This window comes from Candidatus Defluviilinea gracilis, from assembly GCF_057138825.1.
This window is the reverse complement of record NZ_DBNHEF010000069.1, coordinates 1-21,396: the sequence shown is the minus strand read 5'-3', so window position 1 is coordinate 21,396 and position 21,396 is coordinate 1. Positions and strand designations below refer to the sequence as shown.

Genomic DNA, 21,396 nt, shown 5'->3' with positions numbered 1-21,396 from the left:
GAATCTACTTGCAGGAGAGAGACCGATGACCGACAACAAAGCCAAACAACGGGTAGAAAAGTTGTTCGCAGGGATGGAACGACCAGACTCTTCGGAATCGCCGAAGAGGAATGGGCACGGCGAACCCGTAGTGACCGCGCCTGCAAATGGCGGAGGTTCGCAATCCAACAAACCCGCTCCCGTTTCGCCGAATGAAAAAGAAGTGGAAGCGCTCAAGGCGCGCATCCTCGAATTGGAATCGCGCCTCAAAGAGAACGAATCGCAAATCTCTTCGGCGCCGCTTCTGTACGAAAAGGAAGAGGTTGGTTTCGCTTACATGGGCGATCAAGTCCTGCCGGTTCGAGGCGACCAGCCCGAGGTCCGGAATGAAGCGAATGTGGTCAAGAGTCCTCTAACCTTTAGCGGAAAGACGATCGGCGAAGTGCAGGTCGCTCAATCGCCCGAACGCCCGTTGACGCAAGACGATATCAAACTGGCGAACACGGTCGCGCAACAAGCGTCGCTTCAGATCGAGAACCTCCGCCTGCTCGCCGCCGCCGAACGCGCGCGCGCCGAAGCCGAAGATGCGACTCATCAATTCACGCATCGGAATTGGGCGAACTTCCTCGACGCCATTCATAACAGCGAACGCATCGGTTACGCCTACGACCAGGCGGCCGTGGAACCGTTTACTCAACCCGCGCCCACACAATACGACCATGAAGAGATCATGCAAGTGCTAGACCAGCAGGTCGGCAGACTCTTCGTCAAAGGCAACGGAACATTTACAGAAGAGGATAAAACGCTCGTCCAAGCGATAGCCAAACAGGTCGGGCAACAGGTTGAGAATATCCGCTTATTGGCGGATGCCTCGCGCGCCCGCGCCGAAGCGGAAGAAGCCACGCGTCGCCTCACGCGCCAGAACTGGGATAGTTACGCCCAGCAAGAAGGAGCCGCAACGGGCTTCGTGTACGACTCGATCAAGGTATCGCCGATGGCAAATGAAACGATCGCGGCGGCTGTTGACCTGCAACAACCTTTGATGGTGCGCGGCGAACCGATCGGACAACTTTCCGTCTCGGGCTTAACAAATGTTTCGGAGGAAGCCAAAGAACTTGCGGCATCCATTGCCAAGCAAACAAGCATCCATCTCGAAACCTTGCGCCTGACCGAAGAGTTGCAAAAACGCGCCCAGGAGTTGAAGGAACTCGACCGCCTTAAGTCCGCGTTCCTCGCCAACATGTCGCATGAGTTGCGCACGCCGATGAACTCGATCCTCGGTTTCACAGATGTGATGCTCGAAGGCTTGGACGGCCCGCTGACGGAAAACATGGACAACGACCTGCGTCTCATCCAAAAGAACGGACAGCACCTCTTACACCTCATCAACGATGTGTTGGATATGGCAAAGATCGAATCGGGCAAGATGAACTTGAACCTTGAGAAGTTCAGAGCGCACGCCCTGCTGGATGACGTGGTGAGCATTACCTCGACGCTGGCGGCTGACAAGAAACTCTCGCTCGTCATTGACGACGCGTCGGATCAAACCATTGAAGTCTATGCCGACAACACGCGCTTGCGGCAAGTGATGATCAACCTTGTGAACAACGCCATCAAATTTACCGAGGCGGGCAAGGTTACGATCTGCGCAAAGCCCGTCGCCGGAGCGAGAATCTTGATCTCGGTCAAAGATACCGGCATCGGCATTCCGCAGAACGATCTTGAATCGGTGTTTCAGGAATTCACACAAGTGGACGTATCCACCACGCGCAAAGCGGGCGGAACGGGTTTGGGTCTGCCGATCAGCCGCCGTCTCGTTGAAATGCACGGCGGGCGCTTGTGGGCTGAGAGCGCCGGCATCCACGGCGAAGGCTCGACCTTCTTTGTCGAAATGCCTCTCGAAGCGCGCGTTACAGAAGTGGTAGAAAAACGAGAAAAATAATATGGCAACGCCCAAGTATCTTGAATGTAATCTCTGCGGCAACCAACAGCCGTACGAACCCCTCGTTCCCGCAGTCTGCAAAAATTGCGATTCGCAATGGCTGGAGGCGCGCTACGATTACAACGCGTTCAAGCGCGAAATTTTACGCGGCCTCCCAAACCGCCCCTCGAACATGTGGCGTTATCAGGATGTCCTCCCGCTGAACGACCCCGCCTCGTTGGATCTTTACCCCGCCGGCGGGACTCCCCTCTGGCTGTCGCAGCGCTTCGCTCCGGACCTTGGGCATGCTTCAGTTTACATCAAGGATGAACGCTACGGGCCGACCTCCTCCTTCAAAGATCGTCAGGCGGCGGGAGCCGTGGCGGCGATGGCGGAAAAAGGAATCAAAGAAGCGGTCATCGCCTCCACAGGCAATGCCGCTGTCGCCTATGCCGCCGCATGCGCGCGCGCGGGAATCAAACTCTGGGTCTTTATGACCAGCCTCGTGCCGCAGGAAAAACTGCGCGAGGCGGCGTTATTCGGCGCGGAGGTGATTCGCGTCAGCGGCAATTACGACCAGACCAAACAGATCGCCGCGCAATTCGCGCAACGGCGTCAACTCCTGCTCGATCGTGGCGCATCTTCCATCTCTGCGCGTGAAGCGATGAAGACCATCGCGTATGAAATCGTCGAGCAACTCAATTGGCACGCGCCCGATTGGTACATCCAGGCAGTCAGCGGCGGGTTGGGACCGCTGGGCGTGTATCAGGGCTTCAAAGAATTATTCAACATGGGTCTCATTGACCGCATTCCCAAACTGGGAATTATCCAAGCCGCAGGTTGCGCCCCGATGGTGAATGCTTTCAAAGCCGGCAAAGATTCCGCCGAGGCGGTGATTCCCGAAACGAGCATCATCATTTTATCCACCGGCGATCCCGGCAAAGCCTATACTTATTTATGGAATCTCACCCAGCAGTTCGGCGGCGTGATGGAATCGGTGACCGATGCCGAAGCGTTCGACGCGATGCGCGCGCTTGCCAAAAGCGAGGGCATGGCGGTCGAACCGGCAACCGCCGTCGCCTTCGCGGGACTCGAGAAGTTGATCCGTACCGGCACAATTGGAACCGACGAGAAAGTTGTCGTCAATTGCACCGGTCACACGTTCCCCGTTGAAAAACATGTGCTTGGCGATCAATGGGCAGTGGATGTACACTTGAGCAAAGATCAATCTCCCGCCCCGCGCGAAGGTCTGCAAGCCGCGCTGGAAAATCTGGATGAAAAGGCAACCACTGTCTTGCTCGTGGACGATAACGCCGACGACGCCTTGCTCATCCGCCGTTTGCTCGAAGGGCACAAATCCTATCGCGTCTATCATGCCAAAGACGGCTGGGAAGGTCTCGCAATGGCTCGCCAAAAATTACCCGACCTGATCGTCTCGGACCTCACCATGCCCGGCATAGACGGGTTCGGGTTCGTTGAAGAACTGAAACTCGACCCGCGCACAAAAGATATTCCCATCGTCGTGGTCAGCGCAAAAGACATCACAACCGAAGAACGAAAACGCTTGAACGGTCACATTCAAGCGGTGTATCAAAAAGGCTCGCTTTCCACCAAAAAATTTGTGGACCAGGTGATCCATGTCATCGAAGAATCCAGCGAACCGACAGGAGAGCAAACATGACAGCGCCTATCGTTCTATACATCGAAGACCACCCGGACAACATGACTCTCGTTCGGCGGGTGCTGCAATCGGAAAATTATACGTTGATCGAAGCCTGCACCGGCTTACAGGGAATCCTCCTTGCAGAAACCGAAGAGGTGGATTTGATCTTGCTGGACGTCAATCTGCCCGATATTGACGGCTATGAAGTTGCCCGTCGATTACGCGCCAGCAAAAAAACCAGGCTGGCTGAGATACCCATTGTTGCCGTTACCGCCAATGCAATGAGAGGCGACGATGCCAAGATTCTCGAGTCGGGCTGTAATTTTTATCTATCGAAACCGATTAACATTCAGGAGCTTATAGACACCGTGGAAGGATTAATTCAGTTGGAAGCCCGAGGAGTTAGGTCATGACAGAAATACATAATATTCTCTATGTGGAAGACAACCCGGATAACACCATGCTCGTCAAACGCGCTTTGGAAGCGCGCGGGTACAAATTGTTACATGCGCCGACTGGCATAGACGGCGTTGCAAAAGCGGAAGCGGAGGATGTGAGCCTCATCCTATTAGATATCAACCTGCCGGATATTGACGGGTACGAAGTGGCGCGGCGGTTGCGCGCCAGCGCGAAACGCGAACTGAGTTCGGTGCCGATCATCGCCATTACCGCCAACGCCTTGAAAGGCGACGCCGAAAAAGCGCTGGAAGCCGGTTGCGACGTGTACATGTCCAAGCCGATCAACATCCGCGAATTGTGGGCGCGTGTGGAAGCGTTCGTTCCGACCCCGTAAAATAATGACCGCCTCTCATTTATCTCATCTACTCTGTTCGGGATGCGGCGAGAAGTATTCGCATGAAGATCTTCATACGTTTTGCCCTACATGCCAGTCGCCGCTTCTCTCTGTGTACGATTTGGAAAAAGCGCGCGGCCACGTAGACCGCGATGAGATCACTCGCCGCACACGAGGCATGTGGCGCTGGGAGGAATTCCTCCCGGTGCTCCACCGCGAAAATCAGATCTTTCTTGGCGAAGGCGATACTCCTTTATTAGCCCTGCCTCGTCTCCAACAAGAATTGGGGCTGACGAATCTTTTTGTGAAAGATGAAAGCAGTAACCCGACCGGTTCGTTCAAAGCGCGCGGGTTAGCCGCGGCGGTCTCCAAAGCCAAAGAACTCGGCGTCGAAAAAGTAATCATTCCCACCGCGGGCAATGCGGGCGGCGCGATGGCGGCATACGCGGCGCGCGCAGGCTTAAGGGCGCACATCTTCATGCCCAAAGACACGCCGATCGCCAACATCGAAGAGAGCCGCATGACCGGCGCGGAAGTCATCCTCGTGGACGGCCTCATCAGCGACGCGGCGGGCATGGCGGGCATCAAAGCGCGCGAAGAAGGTTGGTTCGACGTCTCCACGTTCAAAGAGCCATATCGCGTGGAGGGGAAAAAAGTGATGGGCTACGAACTCGCCGAAGCCTTCGATTGGACGTTGCCCGACGTGATCGTTTATCCCACCGGCGGCGGCACGGGTCTCGTGGGCATGTGGAAAGCCTTCGCCGAACTCGAGGAACTGGGCTGGCTCGAAAATACAAAACGTCCGCGCATGGTCTCGGTGCAAGCCGAGGGATGCGCGCCGGTGGTCAAAGCCTTCCAAGCCAAAGCGGAGTTCTGCGACTTCTGGACGAATGCGCAGACAGTCGCTTCGGGCTTGCGCGTGCCGAAGAGTTTCGCCGATCATCTCATCATGCAAGACATTTACGACAGCGCCGGGACCGCCGTCGCGGTGAGCGACGAAGCGCTTCTCGAAGCGCAGGGACAGCTGGCTCGCGCCGAAGGAATCTTCGCCGCCCCCGAAGGCGCGGCAACACTAGCCGCCCTCAAAGATTTGATCGCCCACGGCTGGGTTCAGAAAGACGAAAAAATTGTTTTGTTCAACACAGGGTCGGGATTGAAGTATTTAGATCGCAAAAACTAGCGGCGCGTACCGCAAAGTTCACTTTGCGAAATTAAATTCATGCCGCAGTTGAACTGCGGCATGATCGCGTTTATCTCAGGTTGCAAAGAATCCGTGAATCGCAAGATACTCTTCGACAGGCTCAGAGCAAGAATCTTGCGGTACTTAAAACCCCACAAACGGATTACTCCTCTTCTCCTCCCCCACCGTCGTTTCGGGACCGTGACCAGAAAGCAAACGCGTATCATCGGGCGTCGTAAATATCTGCTCGCGGATACTTTTCACAAGAGTTTCCCAATCGCCGCCGGGGAGGTCGGTGCGGCCGACGGAGCCAGAGAAGATGAGGTCGCCGCAGAAGCAGACGCTTCGACTGCGCTCCCCTGTCGGGTCACTCCGCTCAGCGCGAGGATTGGAGGCGGGAACGTATAAGGCGCAGTGACCAGTTGTATGTCCCGGCGTGAAGCGGATTTCAAAATCCACCGAGCCGAGCCGCAATTTCATCCCGTGTACAAAATCAATCGTCGGTTCAGGACCCGGGTCAATGTCGAATCCAAAATACGCGCCGCCACCGCCTGCTCGCCACAACACATGGTCGTTCGGATGCAACGCCACGAGCGGCAGAGGGTTCAACGCATCGGCAATCACCGCCGCGCCGCCGATATGATCGAAGTGCGCGTGCGTGTACCACAGGTGACCGATGCGCCAGCCGCGTTGTTGCGCGGCATCCAAAATGATTTGCCCATCCCAGGCGGGATCAATGACCGCGGCTTCTTTCGTTTGCGAATCCGCGACGAGATAGGCATTGGTTTGCGCGGGACCAAGAGTGAACGAAACGATCTCAAGCATAGACCAATCTCCGAGGGACGATCATACTGATGATAATGGAAACGCCGATCAACACAAGCGCGAGCGGATAGATCGAAAATGGATTGCTCTCATAGATCAACCCTACAAGAGGCGGGACAAGAATATAGATGATCGAGTTGATTGTTTCGATCACGCCGTAAGTTAATCCCATTTGCGATGGATGAACAAGCGAACGCGCCTGCGCCGCCGCCAACGGACGCGACGCGCGAAAACCGCCGAGCAAAAAATATCCGAGAGCGAGAATCGGCGTCCCCGTTCCGCGCCAAAGGATGAACGCGAACGCGGCGACCATCACCTGCGCGATGACGTATCCGCGATGCGGCTCGACGCGGCTCAGCATGATCGCCATGAGCGAATTGCCCAACGCGCCCAACCCAAACACAAATCCGATGTTTGACAGCGAGAGTCCGCGCGCGTCTTCTAAAAAATTCGGCGTGAGCGGCTGGGCGATGTACATGGCAAAAACGGCGAACCCAATTACCCCAAAAAAATATTTCAGGCGCGTGTTGTCCGATAGATTAAGCGGAGGCGCTTCAGGGTCGTGCTGATCAATCGGCTGGTTTTGAATCAAAAGAATCAGAAGCGATGAAATCACAAAGATTCCCGCCGCGACAGAATATACCGAATGTAAGCCGAAACGCTCGCCGATCCAACCGCCGGTGATAGGACCCAGCGCCATGCCCATGCTGAACGTGGCAGTCGTCATCGAAAGCGCGGCGCTAACCGACCACTCCCCGCGCGCGGCGGTGACATAACTACTGAGCGGCGAAGAGACGAACGCCGTCAAGGCATAACACATCATGCCGACGAGAAACATCGGCAGGTCGCGCGCGAATGCCATGACAATCGTCGAGAACAATCCCGTCAGCCATGCGATGACAAGCAGAGGTCGGCGACCGATGCGATCCGCGAGTCTGCCTGCGGGAATATGCGTGATCGCCATCGCCGCGCCGAACGCGCCGAGGATGAGTCCGATCTCCGCTTCACTGCTCCCCAACTCTTTGAGATAGATGGGCTGGAAATTAAAAAACAACCCTTCGCCGAATCCCCATGTGAGCAGAGCGAGTGCGATAAATACAAGATTACGATTCAAACCTTTCCTCCGATACGCTGGATAAATTCCAGCGCCGACTCAAATACCTGCTGACGAGCCGCGTCTTTCGTGACGACGTGGCCTGATCCGCCAATGGACAGTTTTGTCCGCCCTTCTGCGTTGACCAACTCGGCGTAGATCCTTTCCATGTTTTCGGGCAACACATACGCATCGTCCTTCGAGTGCATGAGCAACACAGGCGCGTGGACATTCGGCAGAGCGGCGCGCATTTCCAGAATCAATTTTTTCAACTCCGCCGTCGAGCGGATGGGGTTTTGCGGATACGAAACCTGCTCACGATATGCGTCCTTGTCGAACCATCCGCTACCGGGTTTGCCTTTTCCCTTGGGGTTATATTTTTTGAAAACGCTGACGAGTTTCAGCATCCAGATCGGATAATCACGCGGCAACGTAAACGGCGTAGACATTGCCACAACTCCCATCACCTTCAACTTTATAGACATCAACAGCGAAAGCACGCCGCCCATCGAAAGCCCGATCAAAATGATGTTTTGCGAAACGCCGCGCAACAGATGATAACCATCTTCGACGGAAGCCATCCAATCCGTGTAACGCGAGCGAACCATATCTTCCGGCGTGGTGGCATGACCGGTGAGCCGAACACCGAGGCAGGTATAGCCATGCTGATTCAAAAATTCCCCCAGCAATCGCATCTCTTTGGGAGCCCCGGTGAATCCGTGAACGAGCAGGCAGGCGGGTTTGGTCGAGTCGCCAAGAAAGAAAAACGGCTCAGCCGTTTGAATGATTTGAGACATAGTTGGAATTATAGACTATCTGAGGCGCATCGATACAAAACAGGTTCTTGTCGCGCATTAGATCTTGTCGGGCATTAGATCTTGTCACACATTAGATCTTGTCGCAGTTGCACTGCGACAAGGCAGACAGCACGATTTATCTACGATTTACCACGCATCCACGCGGGGCGGAGACTTGCCACCTTCTTAAACGTCGGACAATTTTTTTGATGCGCGCCTTGCAAATACCCCGTTGACATGAGGAACTCGTTCACGATCTCGCCGCCGGTGAACACAAATGTCTTCTTGAACAGTTTCGTCCACTCGTCCTTTGAACACGGATGATGCGCGTCGAGCCAGCCTTTGAACGAGCCGAATTCTTTTTGCAGTTTGCGAATCCGCTTGGCGTTCTCGATCGCCGCGTCCACTTTCAGGCGGTTGCGGATGATCCCCGCGTCGGCGAGGAGGCGGGCGCGGTCTTTCTCGCCAAACTTCGCCACCTTTGCAATGTCAAATCCACGATAGGCTTTGCGGAAGTTCTCCGCCCGCTTCAGAATCAGAATCCACGAAAGCCCCGCCTGATTGATCTCAAGGATCAATCGCTCAAAGAGCAGGTTGTCGTCATCGAGCGGGAATCCGTATTGGGTGTCGTGGTAAATCTTGTTGAATAAGTCTTCAGGATGTGAATTGACGTAATCGCAATAGGTGGTCATGTAGGTATTCCAGTTAGGATGATTGATCTGCGGAAAAATCACTTTTCCATTTCGCACGCCCCTTATCAAGCCAATTGTCAGTAATATCTTTACGATCTGACCACATGCCAAAAACTTCGCGCGTTAATTCGATTTCTCTCAATGTTAACTTTTTGCGAGAACGGCGACGCTTGACTTTGCCAATCTTTGAAATATTTATATCGGGGTAGTTCATTCTCGGCATAATCTCTCCTAGTTGTCCGAGTACACAATTTTCATATCGTACTCTTCCAGCAAATGGTAAATCAAAGCAATCAGAATGGTAATTTTACTCTTCAACCTGTCTTCGTAAGTCTTCTTTTATATCGTCAGGCAATTCATTCCAAGGGATACCCAACAACGCGGCTTGAAGTCCCCACAACATGTTGAGCGTCACCTTTTCAGGATACGCGGCTTTGACGCGCTTGTACGTCTCAACGACACCCAGCCGCGCGACATCATCGAGGTTATGCACGCCAACCGATGCCAGCCATTCACTACTTTTCGGACCGAGATTTTTCACAATGCAATTTCCATGATCGGAAGGATACGCGGCGTGCCATCCACATCGGAATGTCGTTCGCCGATCTTCTTCATTCCCATTCTCTCATAAAATCCCAACGCGTTCGGATCCGCTTCGAGTTGCAGAGACTTGTAACCGCGTCCTCGCGCGAGAGCCGTTGCATGATGAAACAATTCCTTGCCTACACTCCTCCCGATGTATTCGGGCAAGACCCAGAGATTTTCGAGCCACGCGATTCCGTTGTTGTCTTCTAATGTGTAAAACGCAATGGGCTTCTCGTCGTCAATAGCCGCCCAGCCTTCATGTTCTTCAAAATAATCATAGGCAAAGGTTAATTGCGGAGTCCAAATCTCCATCCACCGTTCGGGGTAGCCCCAGTGACGTTTGGCAGAGACGGCAAGCTCCGAAAGGAGTCCATATTCGTCTGCGCGAACTTCTCGTATCAGCATCGCAGGTCCAAATTTTATTTGCGGCAAACCTAATTGCAAAACAACCAGCCGAATCCATTGAAGTATAATGATTCCATTGACGGGTCTTGCAGGAGGTTTGAAGTGTTTTACCAAGTCGTTTGGTTTATATGGATTATCGTTATTGGGTTGAGGGTGATTTCGCCTCGTCTCATCCAGGATGATGCCCAAACTTGGACGCAAATCTCATTCACGATCATACTATATTTTTTCACCATCATCACGGCATGGGGGACAGGAAAAAAACTGACCGTCAAACTTATCGACTCTACTATTCTGGAGCAAGCCCTAATTGCGCTGGCTCTTGGTCTTGGGGTAATCTCTATTGGCGTATTGATCCTGGGTTTAGTCGGGCAATTGACCGTCCTTGCAGTTTACATTTGGCTGGCAATGTGCGGTTTTGTCGCTTCGTTCCAGTGGAAAGATATATTCGCAACGCTTGCCAAACAGGGACGGCTTCCTCTTTGGAAATTTTACACAAGCCAAAAAGGGTTGGAAAGAATATTTCTGCTAATCTTTTGCGTAGCCATGTTTGCGTTAATACCCATGATATTGACGCCGGTTCGGGATTACGACGCTCTCATGTACCATCTTCAGATCCCGCGCCTCATTTTGGAACATGGAGGCTATTATTTCGACTCTGAATTCTATCGCCTCTCCTATCCCGCCCTGACCGAAATGCTATTTCTCGTCGGCATCGCTTTTCAGGTCGACATCTTCTCTCAATGGATCGGTCTAACGTATACCATCCTGTTTTTTCTTAGCGTGTATGCTTATGGAAGGCGATTCTTCAACCCGTCCATCGGAATCCTCGCGGTTTGTATCTTGGCAGGAAACCCGGCTTTTCCAACCTACGCAACCTCCCCGGGTAACGATTTTTCATGGGCATGTTATGACTTCTTGTACATATTGACCCTCTCAATTTGGGCTTCGATAAGCGATCGGACACAAAGGAATAAATTTCTCATCCTCGCCGGTAGTATGGCAGGGTTGGCGGCGGGAACAAAATATTTATCCATTCCTTTTATTGGCATCGCGGGACTTCTCGTTTTGGGATTTTCCGTGAAATTTAAAGACGATACAAAATGGTCTCCGTTGAAGAATCTGGCAATATTCGGTCTCATAGCGGCAATGATTGCGTCGCCGTGGTACATCAAAAATTTGGCATGGGCAGGCAATCCGTTTTACCCTCTCGTTTTTGGCGGACCCGGGTGGGGCGCGCTTCAGCAAGAACTTTTCAACGATTACATGGGTAGTTTTGGAACCGGTCAAGGCATTATGGATTTCATAATGATCCCGATCAATCTTTATCTGGCACAGCCTCGATTTGCAACGTTATCCCTTGAAATAATCCATCCGTTGCTTTGGCTGGGCTTCGGCATCTTCTTCATTAAGGAAGGGTGGAAGAATCATGCGATTCTTGTTATTTATTCACTAACCGGATTTATCGTTTGGAGTCTCAGCATGGATGTGATTCGATTCCTGCTCCCCCTTTCAGGCTGTCTCGCCTTACTGGCGGCTTGGGTCATGTCCGCTTTTCCCAGTTCCGTCAAACGCATTACATCCATCCTCTTCATTGCGGGCTTTATGCTGATCACAATCGCTTACCAAATCGGCGAAATTTCCAGCACGGGCACGCTTCGATACCTATTCGGAAAGATCACAACCGCCGAATTTCTTGAAGAAAATGTATATGACTACAAGGCAACAGAGTTCATCCTCGAAAACATAGGCAAGACAGATCGCGTCCTGTTTCTCTGGTCAGGGCAGGGATATTACTGCGATTCCCGGTGCCTTCCCGACGATGAACAGACCAGGGCGATTCTTCTAAGCACGGATTCCCCCAACCCACAAACACTGGCTCACGAACTAAAATCGAGCGGTGTGACGCATCTTCTTCTAGGGAAGCCCGATGCCTATTGGTTCATCAGCCTGCATGATCCAAGGCGTCTCCACAGAAATGCCCTGGAGTATTTTGAAACTATTTTTCTTCCCGCATGTGGAAAATCAATATTCAAAGACAATCTAATCGAGTTACACCAAATCACCTGCAATTAGAGAACTCGCCTTACGCAGAATGTCCCGAGGAATCTCGCGGAAGCCCGACAAGCAAAGCAACGGGTCCCAGAATCAACAGCCACATCGCAACGCCGAGACCGAACTGGTCGGCGAGGAAGCCGAGCAAGAGCGGAAGAAGTTTCACCAGCGGATCTGTCACCGCGCCGATTGCCATGATGCTGGCGGATTGACCCGGCAGGCTGGAATAGAGTCGTCCCTGCAAGATGGAGTACCAGCCCGTGTTGAATAGGTTGACGAGGATGACGAAAATCAATTTGGGGATGAAGCCGGGGACGAGCAAGAACCCTGCAAAAGCGAACAACTCAACGAGGGCGGTGCGGCGCAGAAATTGAATCGTGTCTTTTTGGCGATCAACAAATGGGATGAACAGAAAGTCGGTGATGAGTCCCATCGCAAGCCAAACCGTGACGGCGATCCCTGCTTGGGTTTGGGTGACACGGCCCACATCCACGAAATACAAGGCGAGGAAACTGAACAGCACGTCGAGCATCAAGTCGGCGAATTCGAGCAGGATGAGCCAACGCCAGACTTCCTTCCGTTTCAATGCGGCAAACGCGGCGCGGAATCCGTCGAAGACAACGTTGAACGAGGGGAACGAGGGAGAGGAATCTTTATCGGGCGGTAAAAGCCGCCACGCGGCGAGCAGGCAGAACGTCGAGAAAGAAGCGAGCAGGGCGTACGTCCCGCGCCATCCAAGGCCGAGGTACACAAAAAGTCCGAGGAGGATCGGACCGGTCAAAACTCCGAGCGACCCGGCGAACGTCCAGCGCGCCATGTTTTGTTCGTGGCGATTCGAGTCGGAGTCCATCAGGTTCGCTTGCGAAAGATTTACAAACGCGCCGGAGGAGGGGTTAAAAAGGATGAAGGATGAAATCAGAAGGATGAAGGAATAACTTGCGGAGGTTAGAAAGAGGGAAACGGTGAACAGCAATCCGCCAGCGAGGATGAGCGCGCGGCGTCGCCACACGTCGCCGAGGATGCCGATGAACGGTTCGATGAACGCGGCGAGGATGCCCGGCGCGCTGAGGAGCAATCCAATTTGTGTGTAGGTGAGGCGCAGTTCGTCGCGGATGAGGGGCAACGCCACTTCGCCAACGCCGAAGACGAGTTCGTCGAGGAATTCGATGAGGAGGTAGATCATGAGAAGGCTGAATTATGAGGGGTGAAGGATGAATTGGGAAGACAGGGCTGAGACAATTTGCTCCTCAAAAAGATTGACGTTCTTGCGCATCGTAGTATAACTGCCGCAAAAAAGAGGCGACATGAGCATCTGGTTTACTGAAGAACTCCATCCCTATTACCGCAAAGGGATTCGCGTCAAACGCATCCTTGCCGACGAGCAAACGCAATACCAACATCTGCAAGTGGTCGAAACTGAATTTTTCGGCAATGCCATGATCCTCGACGGCATCATCCAACTCACCGAACGCGACAACATGGGCTATCACGAAATGATCGTCCACGTTCCGATGCTCGCGGTGGGCAAGCCGAAACGCGCGCTCATCGTCGGCGGCGGCGACGGCGGGTCGTTGCAACAGGTCTTGCGATACGACTCGGTGGAAGAGGCGGTCGTCTGCGAATTGGATCAGCGCGTGGTGGACTTGTCGCGCGAACACTTCGCCGCTTCTTTCGGGGACCCTTGGGCTGACTCGCGCGCGCGGCTGATCGTGCGGGACGCCTTTGCGTACCTCGAGGAGAATCCCGGTCAATTCGATGTGATCATCTCCGACACCACCGACCCCATCGGCATGGCGGAACGACTCTTCTCGGATGAATTCCAAAAACTCGTCGTCCGCGCGCTCGTCCCCGGCGGCGCGGCGGCGACTCAATGCGAGCAACCGTTTTTCGATACCGAGTTGATCAAGCAGATCTATCAATCGGCGCAAGAGAAAGTCAAACATCCCGCGTACTACTACGCCAACATCCCCACCTACCCCGGCGGCGGGATCGGATTCATGTACATTTCCGATACGCCCTGGGAAAACGGGTTGAAAACCCCCTACCCGTCTGGAAAAAATAATTACCTCAACCCTGAAATTCACAAAGCGGCGTTCGCCCTGCCCGAATTTTTCAGAAAGGAACTGTACGGCTGAACTGAGTAGCTTACAGAATGCCCTTTGGACGCAGACCCTTGCACCGCCCGCAAGGGCAGGTGAAAACGCCGATTTCGCTGATTCAAAAGTAAGGAAATCCGCTTTTTCTGCGCGAGTCTGCGTCCCGAGTTTGAAAGTGTAAGGTATAGGACTGACGCAGTTGAACCTGTTGCGCCGTAGTTGCACTGCGGCGGCGGCAGTACAACTGCCCGCCAACTGCGTAAGTCCTGAGGTAATCAAACGGCTGAACTAATCTCCGAGTAAATTACTCGGAGATTAGTTGTCTATTTCAACCTGCCTCTCAATGTGGCTCGTCCACGGTGGAAATCTGCATTGATTTAATTACGGATTCCGTTTGCCAAACTGCCTATACTGAGAATGCGGTTTGCGTTCGAGGTACCGAGCGAGCGCAAGAGGAGCCGCGCCAGAAAAGAGAGAAAATGTATTACGGAACCTTGAAAAGTGTCTCCAAAGCAGTTGCGCTTCTGACGATAGCGGTTTTACTTTCCAGCACAATATTCGCCGCGCCCAGATCTGTTCGGGCGGCGCCGGGGGATACGACCAGAGTCTCGGTGGACGCGGTCGGCGCACAGGCGAACGAGGCGTCCAAGCGGCCGTCCATTTCAAGCGACGGGCGCTTCATTGCCTTCGAGTCGGACGCGAACAACCTCGTCCCTAACGATACGAATGCCGCTACGGATATCTTCGTCAAAGACCGGCAGACCGGCGAGGTGACGCGCGTCTCCGTCGATTCGAGCGGCGCGCAGGCAAACGAAGGCTCCGGCGGCGCGGCGATCTCAGGCGATGGGCGTTACGTGGCGTTCGTCTCCGATGCGAGCAACCTCGTCGCCAACGACACGAACAACACCACGGATGTTTTCCTGCGCGATCGGCAATTGGGGACAACGATCCGCATCTCGGTCAGTTCGAGCGGCGAACAGGCGAACGATCTTTCCGATTTCCCTTTGGCGATTTCCAGTGACGGGCGTTTCGTCGCTTTCAATTCCGATGCAACCAATCTGGTCGCCAACGACACAAATGAAGCGACCGACGTGTTTGTGCATGACAACCAGACCGGCGCGACCGAGCGCGTCTCCATTGCCAGCGATGGGACTCAATCAAACTCTTCCTCGTACCACCCATCCATTTCAGCCAACGGGCAATTCGTGACGTTCACTTCCAGCGGCGATAATCTGGTCAGCGGGGATACGAACAACAGCGCGGATGTTTTCGTGCGCGACCGGTCAGCCAACACGACAACGCGGGTCTCGGTCAATTCGAGCGGCGAACAGGCAGACAAAGGCGGAGGCAGTCCGGCGATTTCAGGGGACGGCCGATTCGTTGTATTCTTATCCGAGTCAGAGAATCTCGCGCCGGAAACCGATGAGGTGGCGAACGGCAAGGATCTTGTCTACGTACACGATCGCCAGATGGGACAAACCATCCTTGTCTCAGTATTCTCAGATGGTAGTGTGATGACCGTGGGTTTGTTAGACCAGCCAGTTATTTCCTACAATGGGCGATACGTGGCTTTCGCCTTCGTCGACAAAGGCGACAATAATGGGATCGCGAATATTTGGACGCGCGATCTTCAGAGAGGCGAATCCGTTCGAGTGAAGTACGGCAACGACTCATCCTTCAGTCCATCGCTTTCGGCGAATGGAGGCATCGTTGCCTTCTGGTCCAGCGCCTCGAATCTGGTCAGCGGGGATACCAATGGAGTCTCGGATATCTTTTCCAGCGAGGTCGCCTATGGTCCAGACCGCAACCCAACGGTGGTTTCGGTTACTCCTCAGTGCGGGCAGATTAACTCTCAGTGCCCCTATCCAACTCCGTCCAGCGTTTCGTTTATCGTGATCTTCTCAGAGCAAGTCTCTGGCGTTAGCGCGGATGATTTTTCCCTGGAGGCGCTCGACGGCATCACCGGCGCTTCCATCACAGGGGTAAGCGGATTCGGCAGTGAATACTTTGTCACCGTTGATACCGGTACAGGCGAGGGCAAACTACGCTTGAAACTTGTTGACAATGATAGCATCCAAGATACCGCCCTCAACCCACTGGGGGGCGCCGGTATAGGCAACGGGGATTTCACCACCGGTCATCTGTTTTGGATCGACAAGAACAATCCCGTTGTCGCCTCCATTACGCGCGCCGATCCCAACCCAGCCCCGGTCGGAACCGCGCGCTTCACGGTGACCTTCTCAGAAGGAGTCTGGCCCGTCAATCTAAACGTTTTTGCCCTGTCCACTACGGGTAGCCTTTCGGGCGCCAGCATTATAGAGATTTCACCGAGGGTAGATGAATTCCAAACGACATCAACGTACACCGTCACGGTAAATACCGGTTCCGGTGAAGGCGCCCTGCGCCTGGACTTGAATGACGATGACAGCATCCGCGACTGGAGAGATAATCCATTAGGAGGCGCAGGCGCGGGCAACGGTAACTTCAACACAGGAGAGGCGTATATCATTGGCAATAGCATCCCTGCTGTTACCGGAATCGTTCGCGCAGATGCGAATCCCACTTCGGCGAGTCAAGTCCGCTTCACGATCAATTTCTCTGAACCGGTCTTTGGCGTGGATATAAGCGATTTCGCTGTGGCGACCACAGGCAATATCGCCGGCGCAACTCTCGCGGACATCACCGGGACGGGAACATCGTACATCGCCACCGTAAACACCGGCTCCGGTGATGGAACCCTCCGCCTCGACCTGCTCGACAACGACAGCATCATGGATAGTTCCAACGTCCCATTGGGCGGAAGCGGAGCGGGCAACGGGAATTTCACAACGGGCGAAGAATACAATCTCAATCGCGCGGCTCCCACTGTGACCTCGATCATACGCGCCGACGCAAACCCATCCACTGCCGAGAATATTCGCTTCACTGTCACCTTCTCCGAGGTTGTCAGTGGAGTAGACATCAGCGACTTTACCCTCTTCACAACGGGAAATATTACCGGCACATCCGTAAAAGAAGCGAACGGATTCGGCAATCTATACACAGTGACGATTGGAACAGGCACAGGCAGCGGAACGATCCGCCTCGACCTCGCGGACAACGACTCCATTGTGGACGCGTCCAGCCTCCCCTTGGGCGGACTCGGCGCGGGAAACGGAAACTTCACAGTTGGCGAGGAATATTCCATCAACAAGACTCCCACGGTGATCCTCTCCCAGATATTCAGCTCGAATGGCACGAACGACGGCTGGATACTCGAAACCAGCGAAGACAGCAATCAAGGCGGCGCAAAGAACGCCAACGATACCATCTTCAGGCTTGGCGACGATTCGCTGGACCGCCAATATCGAGCGATCCTACATTTCCCCACTTATTATCTGCCGGACAACGCCGTGGTGACCGAAGTAACCTTGTTGATTCGAGGTCAAGGCGTTGTTGGGACAGACCCATTCACCACTCATCTGGGCATATCCATTGACATTCGCAAAGGCGTGTTCGGCAACCTGGGACCATTTGGCATCAAAGCCCTGCAAGGATCAGATTTCCAAAACCCCGCCAGCCTGAGTGCGGCAGGCTTGATCTCGAATAACCCGATCAGTGGTTGGTATATATCCACATTGAACAGCGCCGCAAATCCGTTTATCAACCCGACGGGCATGACCCAACTACGCCTCGCCTTCCAGTTGGACGATAACGACGACTTGAGCGATGATTACATCACGTTCTTCAGCGGCAATGACAGTACGCTTTCCAATCGCCCTCAGTTGGTTGTCAAGTACTACATTCCAAAATAAGTCGTCACATCCCATGGTTTCAATCAAAAAGGACACCGACCGGTGTCCTTTTTGATTGAATCAATTCCCGTTTCCACGTTTATAATCTTTGCCTATGAACTTCCTCATCACAGGAGCCGCGGGATTCCTCGGCTCTTCGCTTGCCAACCAGCTCGCCCGCGAGGGACATCAAGTCCGCGGGCTGGATGATCTTTCTACGGGCGATCCCAAATCACTCTCGCCTGATGTCCACTTCACGCGCGGCGATGTGAGCGACCGCCCCAAGTTGTGGACTCTGCTTCAAGAGGTGGATGTCGTCTATCATCTCGCGGCGCGCGTTTCGGTGCCTGAGTCGGTTTTGTATCCGCGCGATTACAACAACGTCAACGTCGGCGGGACGGTCGCGCTGATGGAGGCGATGCGGGATGTCGGCGTACGCCGTGTCGTTCTCGCCTCCAGTGGGGCTGTGTACGGCGATTTAGCCGATCAGCCGCTGACAGAGTCCTTCACCCCCGCGCCGCGTTCACCGTATGCCGTCTCCAAACTTTCAGCGGAATACTACGTCCGCACGATCGGCGGATTGTGGGGAATCGAAACAGTCAGCCTGCGCATCTTCAACGCTTACGGACCTGGTCAACATTTGCCCGCGTCACATCCGCCCGTGGTGCCGCATTATTTGAGGCAGGCATTACGCGGCGGGACATTGGTCGCGCACGGAGACGGCTCGCAAACCCGCGATTACGTTTATGTAGATGACGTGGTCAGCGCGTTGGTCGCCTCTGCAACCGCGCCGAACATCAATGGATTGGTCATCAATGTCGGTTCGGGGACGGAGACCAGCATCAAAGATTTGATCCAGCAGGTGCTTGACACAACGAACAGCAAAGCGGAGGTCATCTACAACGCGAAGACATCAGGCGGCGTCTCGCGTATGAGAGCAGACCTCTCGCTGGCAAATCAGAAATTGAATTATCGCCCGTCGCTGTCGCTGGCGGAGGGGTTACGGTTGACGTTGAAACGGGATGAGAGATTTAAGTGATTCACCACAAAGGACACGAAGTACACAAAGTTTAAAGGCATTGAACCTTCGTGACCTTTGTGTCACTTCGATGAACTCAGTGCAAGCCTTCGTGGTAAAAAATGATTCATTCACGAGATTTTTATGATCGCCCCACATTGACCGTCGCCCGCGAACTGATCGGCGCGCGGTTGGTGCGGATTCTCAACGGTAAGAAACTGGTTGGGTTGATCGTGGAGACGGAGGCATATATCAGCGAGAAGGATTTGGCGTGTCACTGCAAAGCGGGGCGGACTCCGCGTACGCAAGTCATGTATGGCGAGGCGGGTCATGCGTACGTCTATTTCACGTATGGGAATCACTGGATGTTCAACGTGGTAACGGAACGGGTGGATTTCCCTGCGGCGGTGTTGATCCGCGCGATTCAGCCGATCGAGGGAAGCGAGATCATGTCGAAGAGGCGCGAGGGGCGCGACACGTTTGGTCCAGGGAAGTTGACGCAGGCGATGGGGATCACTCGAAGGGAAAATACGGTCGACTTGACTGAACCAGCCTCCCCGTTGAGAATCGAAGCGGGAGTCCAAGTCCCGAATTCGCTCGTGACGAAAAGTCCGCGTGTGGGTTTAAACAATACACCAGAGCCATGGCTGTCGAAGCCGTGGAGGTTTAAAGTCAAGGACTGGAAGATCGAAAATAAATCTGTGTAATCTGCGAAATCTGCGGATGCAAATAAGGAGACAGCATGGGATTACTCGAAGGCAAGAACGCATTGGTGTTTGGGTTGGCGAATGACAAATCTATCGCGTGGGGAATCACGCAGGCGTTTCATCGCGAGGGCGCGAACATCGGGATCAGTTACGCGGGCGAGATGCTCGAACGGCGCGTCAAGCCGCTGGCGGAACAAGTGGGGTGCCAATGGCTCGAAGAATGTGACGTGACGAAAGACGATCAGATCGCGGCGGTGGCGGAAAAAGCCGCGAAACATTTTGGGAAGATCGATGTGCTTGTTCACTCGATCGCGTTTGCGGGACGCGACGAGTTGAGCCGACCGTATTATCAAACGTCGCGCGAGGGATTCAAGAACGCGCTGGATATTTCCGTGTTCTCGTTCGTCGCGTTGACGAATGCCTTCCTGCCTCATTTGAATTCGGGCGCGTCGGTGATGTGCCTCACGTACGGCTCGGGCGCGACGAAGGTTGCGCCGCATTACAACGTGATGGGCGTGGCAAAAGCCGCGCTGGAATCTTCGACACGCTATCTGGCGTATGATCTGGGTCCGCAAAAGATTCGCGTCAACGCGATCTCGGCGGGACCGATCCGCACATTGGCGGCGGCGGGCGTGGGCGGCTTCCGCGACATGTACAAGCATTTCGCAGATCTGTCGCCGTTACGCGAGAACGTCACGATTGAAGATGTGGGCAACACGGCAGTGTTCCTTGCGTCGGATCTGTCCGCGCGAATTACGGGCGAGGTGTTGTACATCGATTCGGGGTTCAATATCATGGGCGTGCAGATGCCGAATAAGGAAGAGAAGGGTGAGGGGCAGTAGAAAGTGGAAAGTGGATAAGTAGACAGGTAAACACGTACACAGGTAGACACGTGAGTTGCAAGACTCGCGTGTCTTTTTACTTGCGTGCTTGTTTCCGTGTGTACTTGTCTACGTGTTTCCGTGTGTACGTGTTTACGGTAAAATCAACCCATGTTCAAACGCAACGCAACACCAGCAGAAACACAACAACCCGCCGTAGGAGCGGTCGAGCGCATCACATCGGTGCTTGGGTCGGGAGTCATTTGGCACGGGAGCATCAACGGTTCAGGCGGCGTGCGCATCGAGGGCGCGTTCGAGGGCGAGATCGCTTTGCGCGGAATGCTCGTCGTCGGCGAGACGGGACGCGTCACTTGCCAGAACGTGCGCGCAAACGCGGTCATTGTCGCTGGCGCGGTGCGCGGCAACATCACGACTCAAAAGTTGGAGATTCGCGGAAGCGGTCGCGTGTGGGGAGACGTGGTCACCACCGCGTTCGTGACGGAGGAAGGCGCGTTCCTGCGCGGACAGATCCGCATGGAAGAAACGGTCGAACTCGACCTTGAGCCTGCTCCCGAAACGACGCCTTCGGAAGCCGCCCAAGCCGAGTCCATTGCGGCGATGCCGATTGTCATCCCCGAAGCCGAGAAGACGCAAACGATTCGCAAGAAGAAAAAGACAACGGAATAACATAAACTGCTATTGAACCGCGAAGTGCGCTAAGAGCGCGAAGATTTTGTTTTTTCTTTGTGACCTTCGCGTTATTCGTAGTAAATATTTATTTATGAACTCACTGTCTGCAGTTATCTATTTTCAAACTATTAAGTATGTCACCCTGAGCGACAGCGAAGGGTCTCTTACACGATGACGGAGATTCTTCGCTCCGCTCCATTAGACTTGAAGTAGTATTGGAGTTGCCAAACAAGGGCTGAACAAGTCTAGAGCCGCTCACGAGGCAAACGCCGAGTCAAACTCAAATTCTGAAGCAGACCCAGC

Annotated in this window: 20 protein-coding genes; 12 read left to right on the top strand and 8 right to left on the bottom strand. The window is 54.0% G+C overall.

The window, feature by feature from the left end:
• Positions 1-25 precede the first annotated feature (25 nt).
• The 5 genes from AC16KF_RS11575 to AC16KF_RS11555 are packed head-to-tail and all read left to right on the top strand — an operon-like array spanning position 26 to position 5,536.
• Positions 26-1,921 (top strand): sensor histidine kinase, encoded by a 1,896-nt coding sequence (locus AC16KF_RS11575; RefSeq protein WP_484037475.1) that lies wholly within the window; start codon positions 26-28, stop codon positions 1,919-1,921.
• A 1-nt stretch (position 1,922) separates the two neighbouring features.
• On the top strand, positions 1,923-3,581 hold the full coding sequence (locus AC16KF_RS11570; RefSeq protein WP_484037474.1) for a pyridoxal-phosphate dependent enzyme: 1,659 nt from the start codon (positions 1,923-1,925) through the stop codon (positions 3,579-3,581).
• On the top strand, positions 3,578-3,976 hold the full coding sequence (locus tag AC16KF_RS11565) for a response regulator (RefSeq protein WP_484037473.1): 399 nt from the start codon (positions 3,578-3,580) through the stop codon (positions 3,974-3,976). The genes AC16KF_RS11570 and AC16KF_RS11565 overlap by 4 nt, the downstream gene beginning before the upstream one ends.
• A complete protein-coding gene (locus tag AC16KF_RS11560; RefSeq protein ID WP_484037472.1) occupies positions 3,973-4,356 on the top strand; it encodes a response regulator in 384 nt (127 codons plus the stop codon). The genes AC16KF_RS11565 and AC16KF_RS11560 overlap by 4 nt, the downstream gene beginning before the upstream one ends.
• Before the next feature lie 4 nt (positions 4,357-4,360).
• The gene (locus AC16KF_RS11555; RefSeq protein ID WP_484037471.1) at positions 4,361-5,536 is read left to right on the top strand and encodes a threonine synthase; all 1,176 of its coding nucleotides are present in this window, start codon (positions 4,361-4,363) and stop codon (positions 5,534-5,536) included.
• Positions 5,537-5,680: 144 nt separating this feature from the next.
• Here the strand turns inward: AC16KF_RS11555 and AC16KF_RS11550 are convergent, their stop codons facing one another.
• The 7 genes from AC16KF_RS11550 to AC16KF_RS11520 all read right to left on the bottom strand — a co-directional run bounded on the left by AC16KF_RS11550 (position 5,681) and on the right by AC16KF_RS11520 (position 9,933).
• Positions 5,681-6,361 carry an MBL fold metallo-hydrolase gene (locus AC16KF_RS11550; RefSeq protein WP_484037470.1) on the bottom strand — a complete coding sequence of 227 codons (681 nt, stop codon included), beginning with the start codon at positions 6,359-6,361 and terminating at the stop codon, positions 5,681-5,683.
• On the bottom strand, positions 6,354-7,475 hold the full coding sequence (locus AC16KF_RS11545) for an MFS transporter (RefSeq protein WP_484037469.1): 1,122 nt from the start codon (positions 7,473-7,475) through the stop codon (positions 6,354-6,356). The genes AC16KF_RS11550 and AC16KF_RS11545 overlap by 8 nt, the downstream gene beginning before the upstream one ends.
• Entirely contained in the window at positions 7,472-8,251 is a 780-nt protein-coding gene (locus AC16KF_RS11540; protein ID WP_484037468.1) for an alpha/beta hydrolase, read from the bottom strand. Before AC16KF_RS11540 ends, AC16KF_RS11545 begins: the two co-directional genes overlap by 4 nt.
• A gap of 140 nt (positions 8,252-8,391) precedes the next feature.
• A complete protein-coding gene (locus AC16KF_RS11535) occupies positions 8,392-8,943 on the bottom strand; it encodes a DNA-3-methyladenine glycosylase I (protein WP_484037467.1) in 552 nt (183 codons plus the stop codon).
• Between the two features lie 13 nt (positions 8,944-8,956).
• The gene (locus tag AC16KF_RS11530; protein ID WP_484037466.1) at positions 8,957-9,157 is read right to left on the bottom strand and encodes a hypothetical protein; all 201 of its coding nucleotides are present in this window, start codon (positions 9,155-9,157) and stop codon (positions 8,957-8,959) included.
• 93 nt (positions 9,158-9,250) lie between these two features.
• Positions 9,251-9,484, bottom strand: a complete 234-nt coding sequence (locus AC16KF_RS11525) for a TfoX/Sxy family DNA transformation protein (protein ID WP_484037465.1) — start codon at positions 9,482-9,484, stop codon at positions 9,251-9,253.
• Positions 9,481-9,933: a GNAT family N-acetyltransferase gene (locus tag AC16KF_RS11520; RefSeq protein ID WP_484037464.1), complete on the bottom strand. Its 453-nt coding sequence runs from the start codon at positions 9,931-9,933 to the stop codon at positions 9,481-9,483. The genes AC16KF_RS11525 and AC16KF_RS11520 overlap by 4 nt, the downstream gene beginning before the upstream one ends.
• A gap of 102 nt (positions 9,934-10,035) precedes the next feature.
• Here AC16KF_RS11520 and AC16KF_RS11515 point away from each other — a divergent pair, with 102 nt between their 5' ends.
• Complete coding sequence (locus AC16KF_RS11515; RefSeq protein WP_484037463.1) at positions 10,036-12,009, top strand: ArnT family glycosyltransferase; 1,974 nt, start codon at positions 10,036-10,038, stop codon at positions 12,007-12,009.
• Positions 12,010-12,019: 10 nt separating this feature from the next.
• Here the strand turns inward: AC16KF_RS11515 and AC16KF_RS11510 are convergent, their stop codons facing one another.
• Positions 12,020-13,171: an MFS transporter gene (locus AC16KF_RS11510; protein WP_484037462.1), complete on the bottom strand. Its 1,152-nt coding sequence runs from the start codon at positions 13,169-13,171 to the stop codon at positions 12,020-12,022.
• 121 nt (positions 13,172-13,292) lie between these two features.
• On the opposite strand from AC16KF_RS11510, the gene speE reads away from it, so the two are divergent.
• From speE to AC16KF_RS11480, 6 genes are all read left to right on the top strand, one after another.
• Positions 13,293-14,123, top strand: a complete 831-nt coding sequence (gene speE, locus AC16KF_RS11505; RefSeq protein WP_484037461.1) for a polyamine aminopropyltransferase — start codon at positions 13,293-13,295, stop codon at positions 14,121-14,123.
• Positions 14,124-14,563: 440 nt separating this feature from the next.
• On the top strand, positions 14,564-17,878 hold the full coding sequence (locus AC16KF_RS11500; RefSeq protein WP_484037460.1) for a TolB family protein: 3,315 nt from the start codon (positions 14,564-14,566) through the stop codon (positions 17,876-17,878).
• Positions 17,879-17,972: 94 nt separating this feature from the next.
• Positions 17,973-18,896: an NAD-dependent epimerase/dehydratase family protein gene (locus tag AC16KF_RS11495; protein ID WP_484037459.1), complete on the top strand. Its 924-nt coding sequence runs from the start codon at positions 17,973-17,975 to the stop codon at positions 18,894-18,896.
• A gap of 101 nt (positions 18,897-18,997) precedes the next feature.
• Positions 18,998-19,582, top strand: a complete 585-nt coding sequence (locus tag AC16KF_RS11490) for a DNA-3-methyladenine glycosylase (RefSeq protein ID WP_484037458.1) — start codon at positions 18,998-19,000, stop codon at positions 19,580-19,582.
• Between the two features lie 35 nt (positions 19,583-19,617).
• Positions 19,618-20,424 carry an enoyl-ACP reductase FabI gene (locus tag AC16KF_RS11485; protein WP_484037457.1) on the top strand — a complete coding sequence of 269 codons (807 nt, stop codon included), beginning with the start codon at positions 19,618-19,620 and terminating at the stop codon, positions 20,422-20,424.
• A 150-nt stretch (positions 20,425-20,574) separates the two neighbouring features.
• A complete protein-coding gene (locus AC16KF_RS11480; RefSeq protein ID WP_484037456.1) occupies positions 20,575-21,090 on the top strand; it encodes a bactofilin family protein in 516 nt (171 codons plus the stop codon).
• The last annotated feature ends 306 nt before the right edge of the window (positions 21,091-21,396 follow it).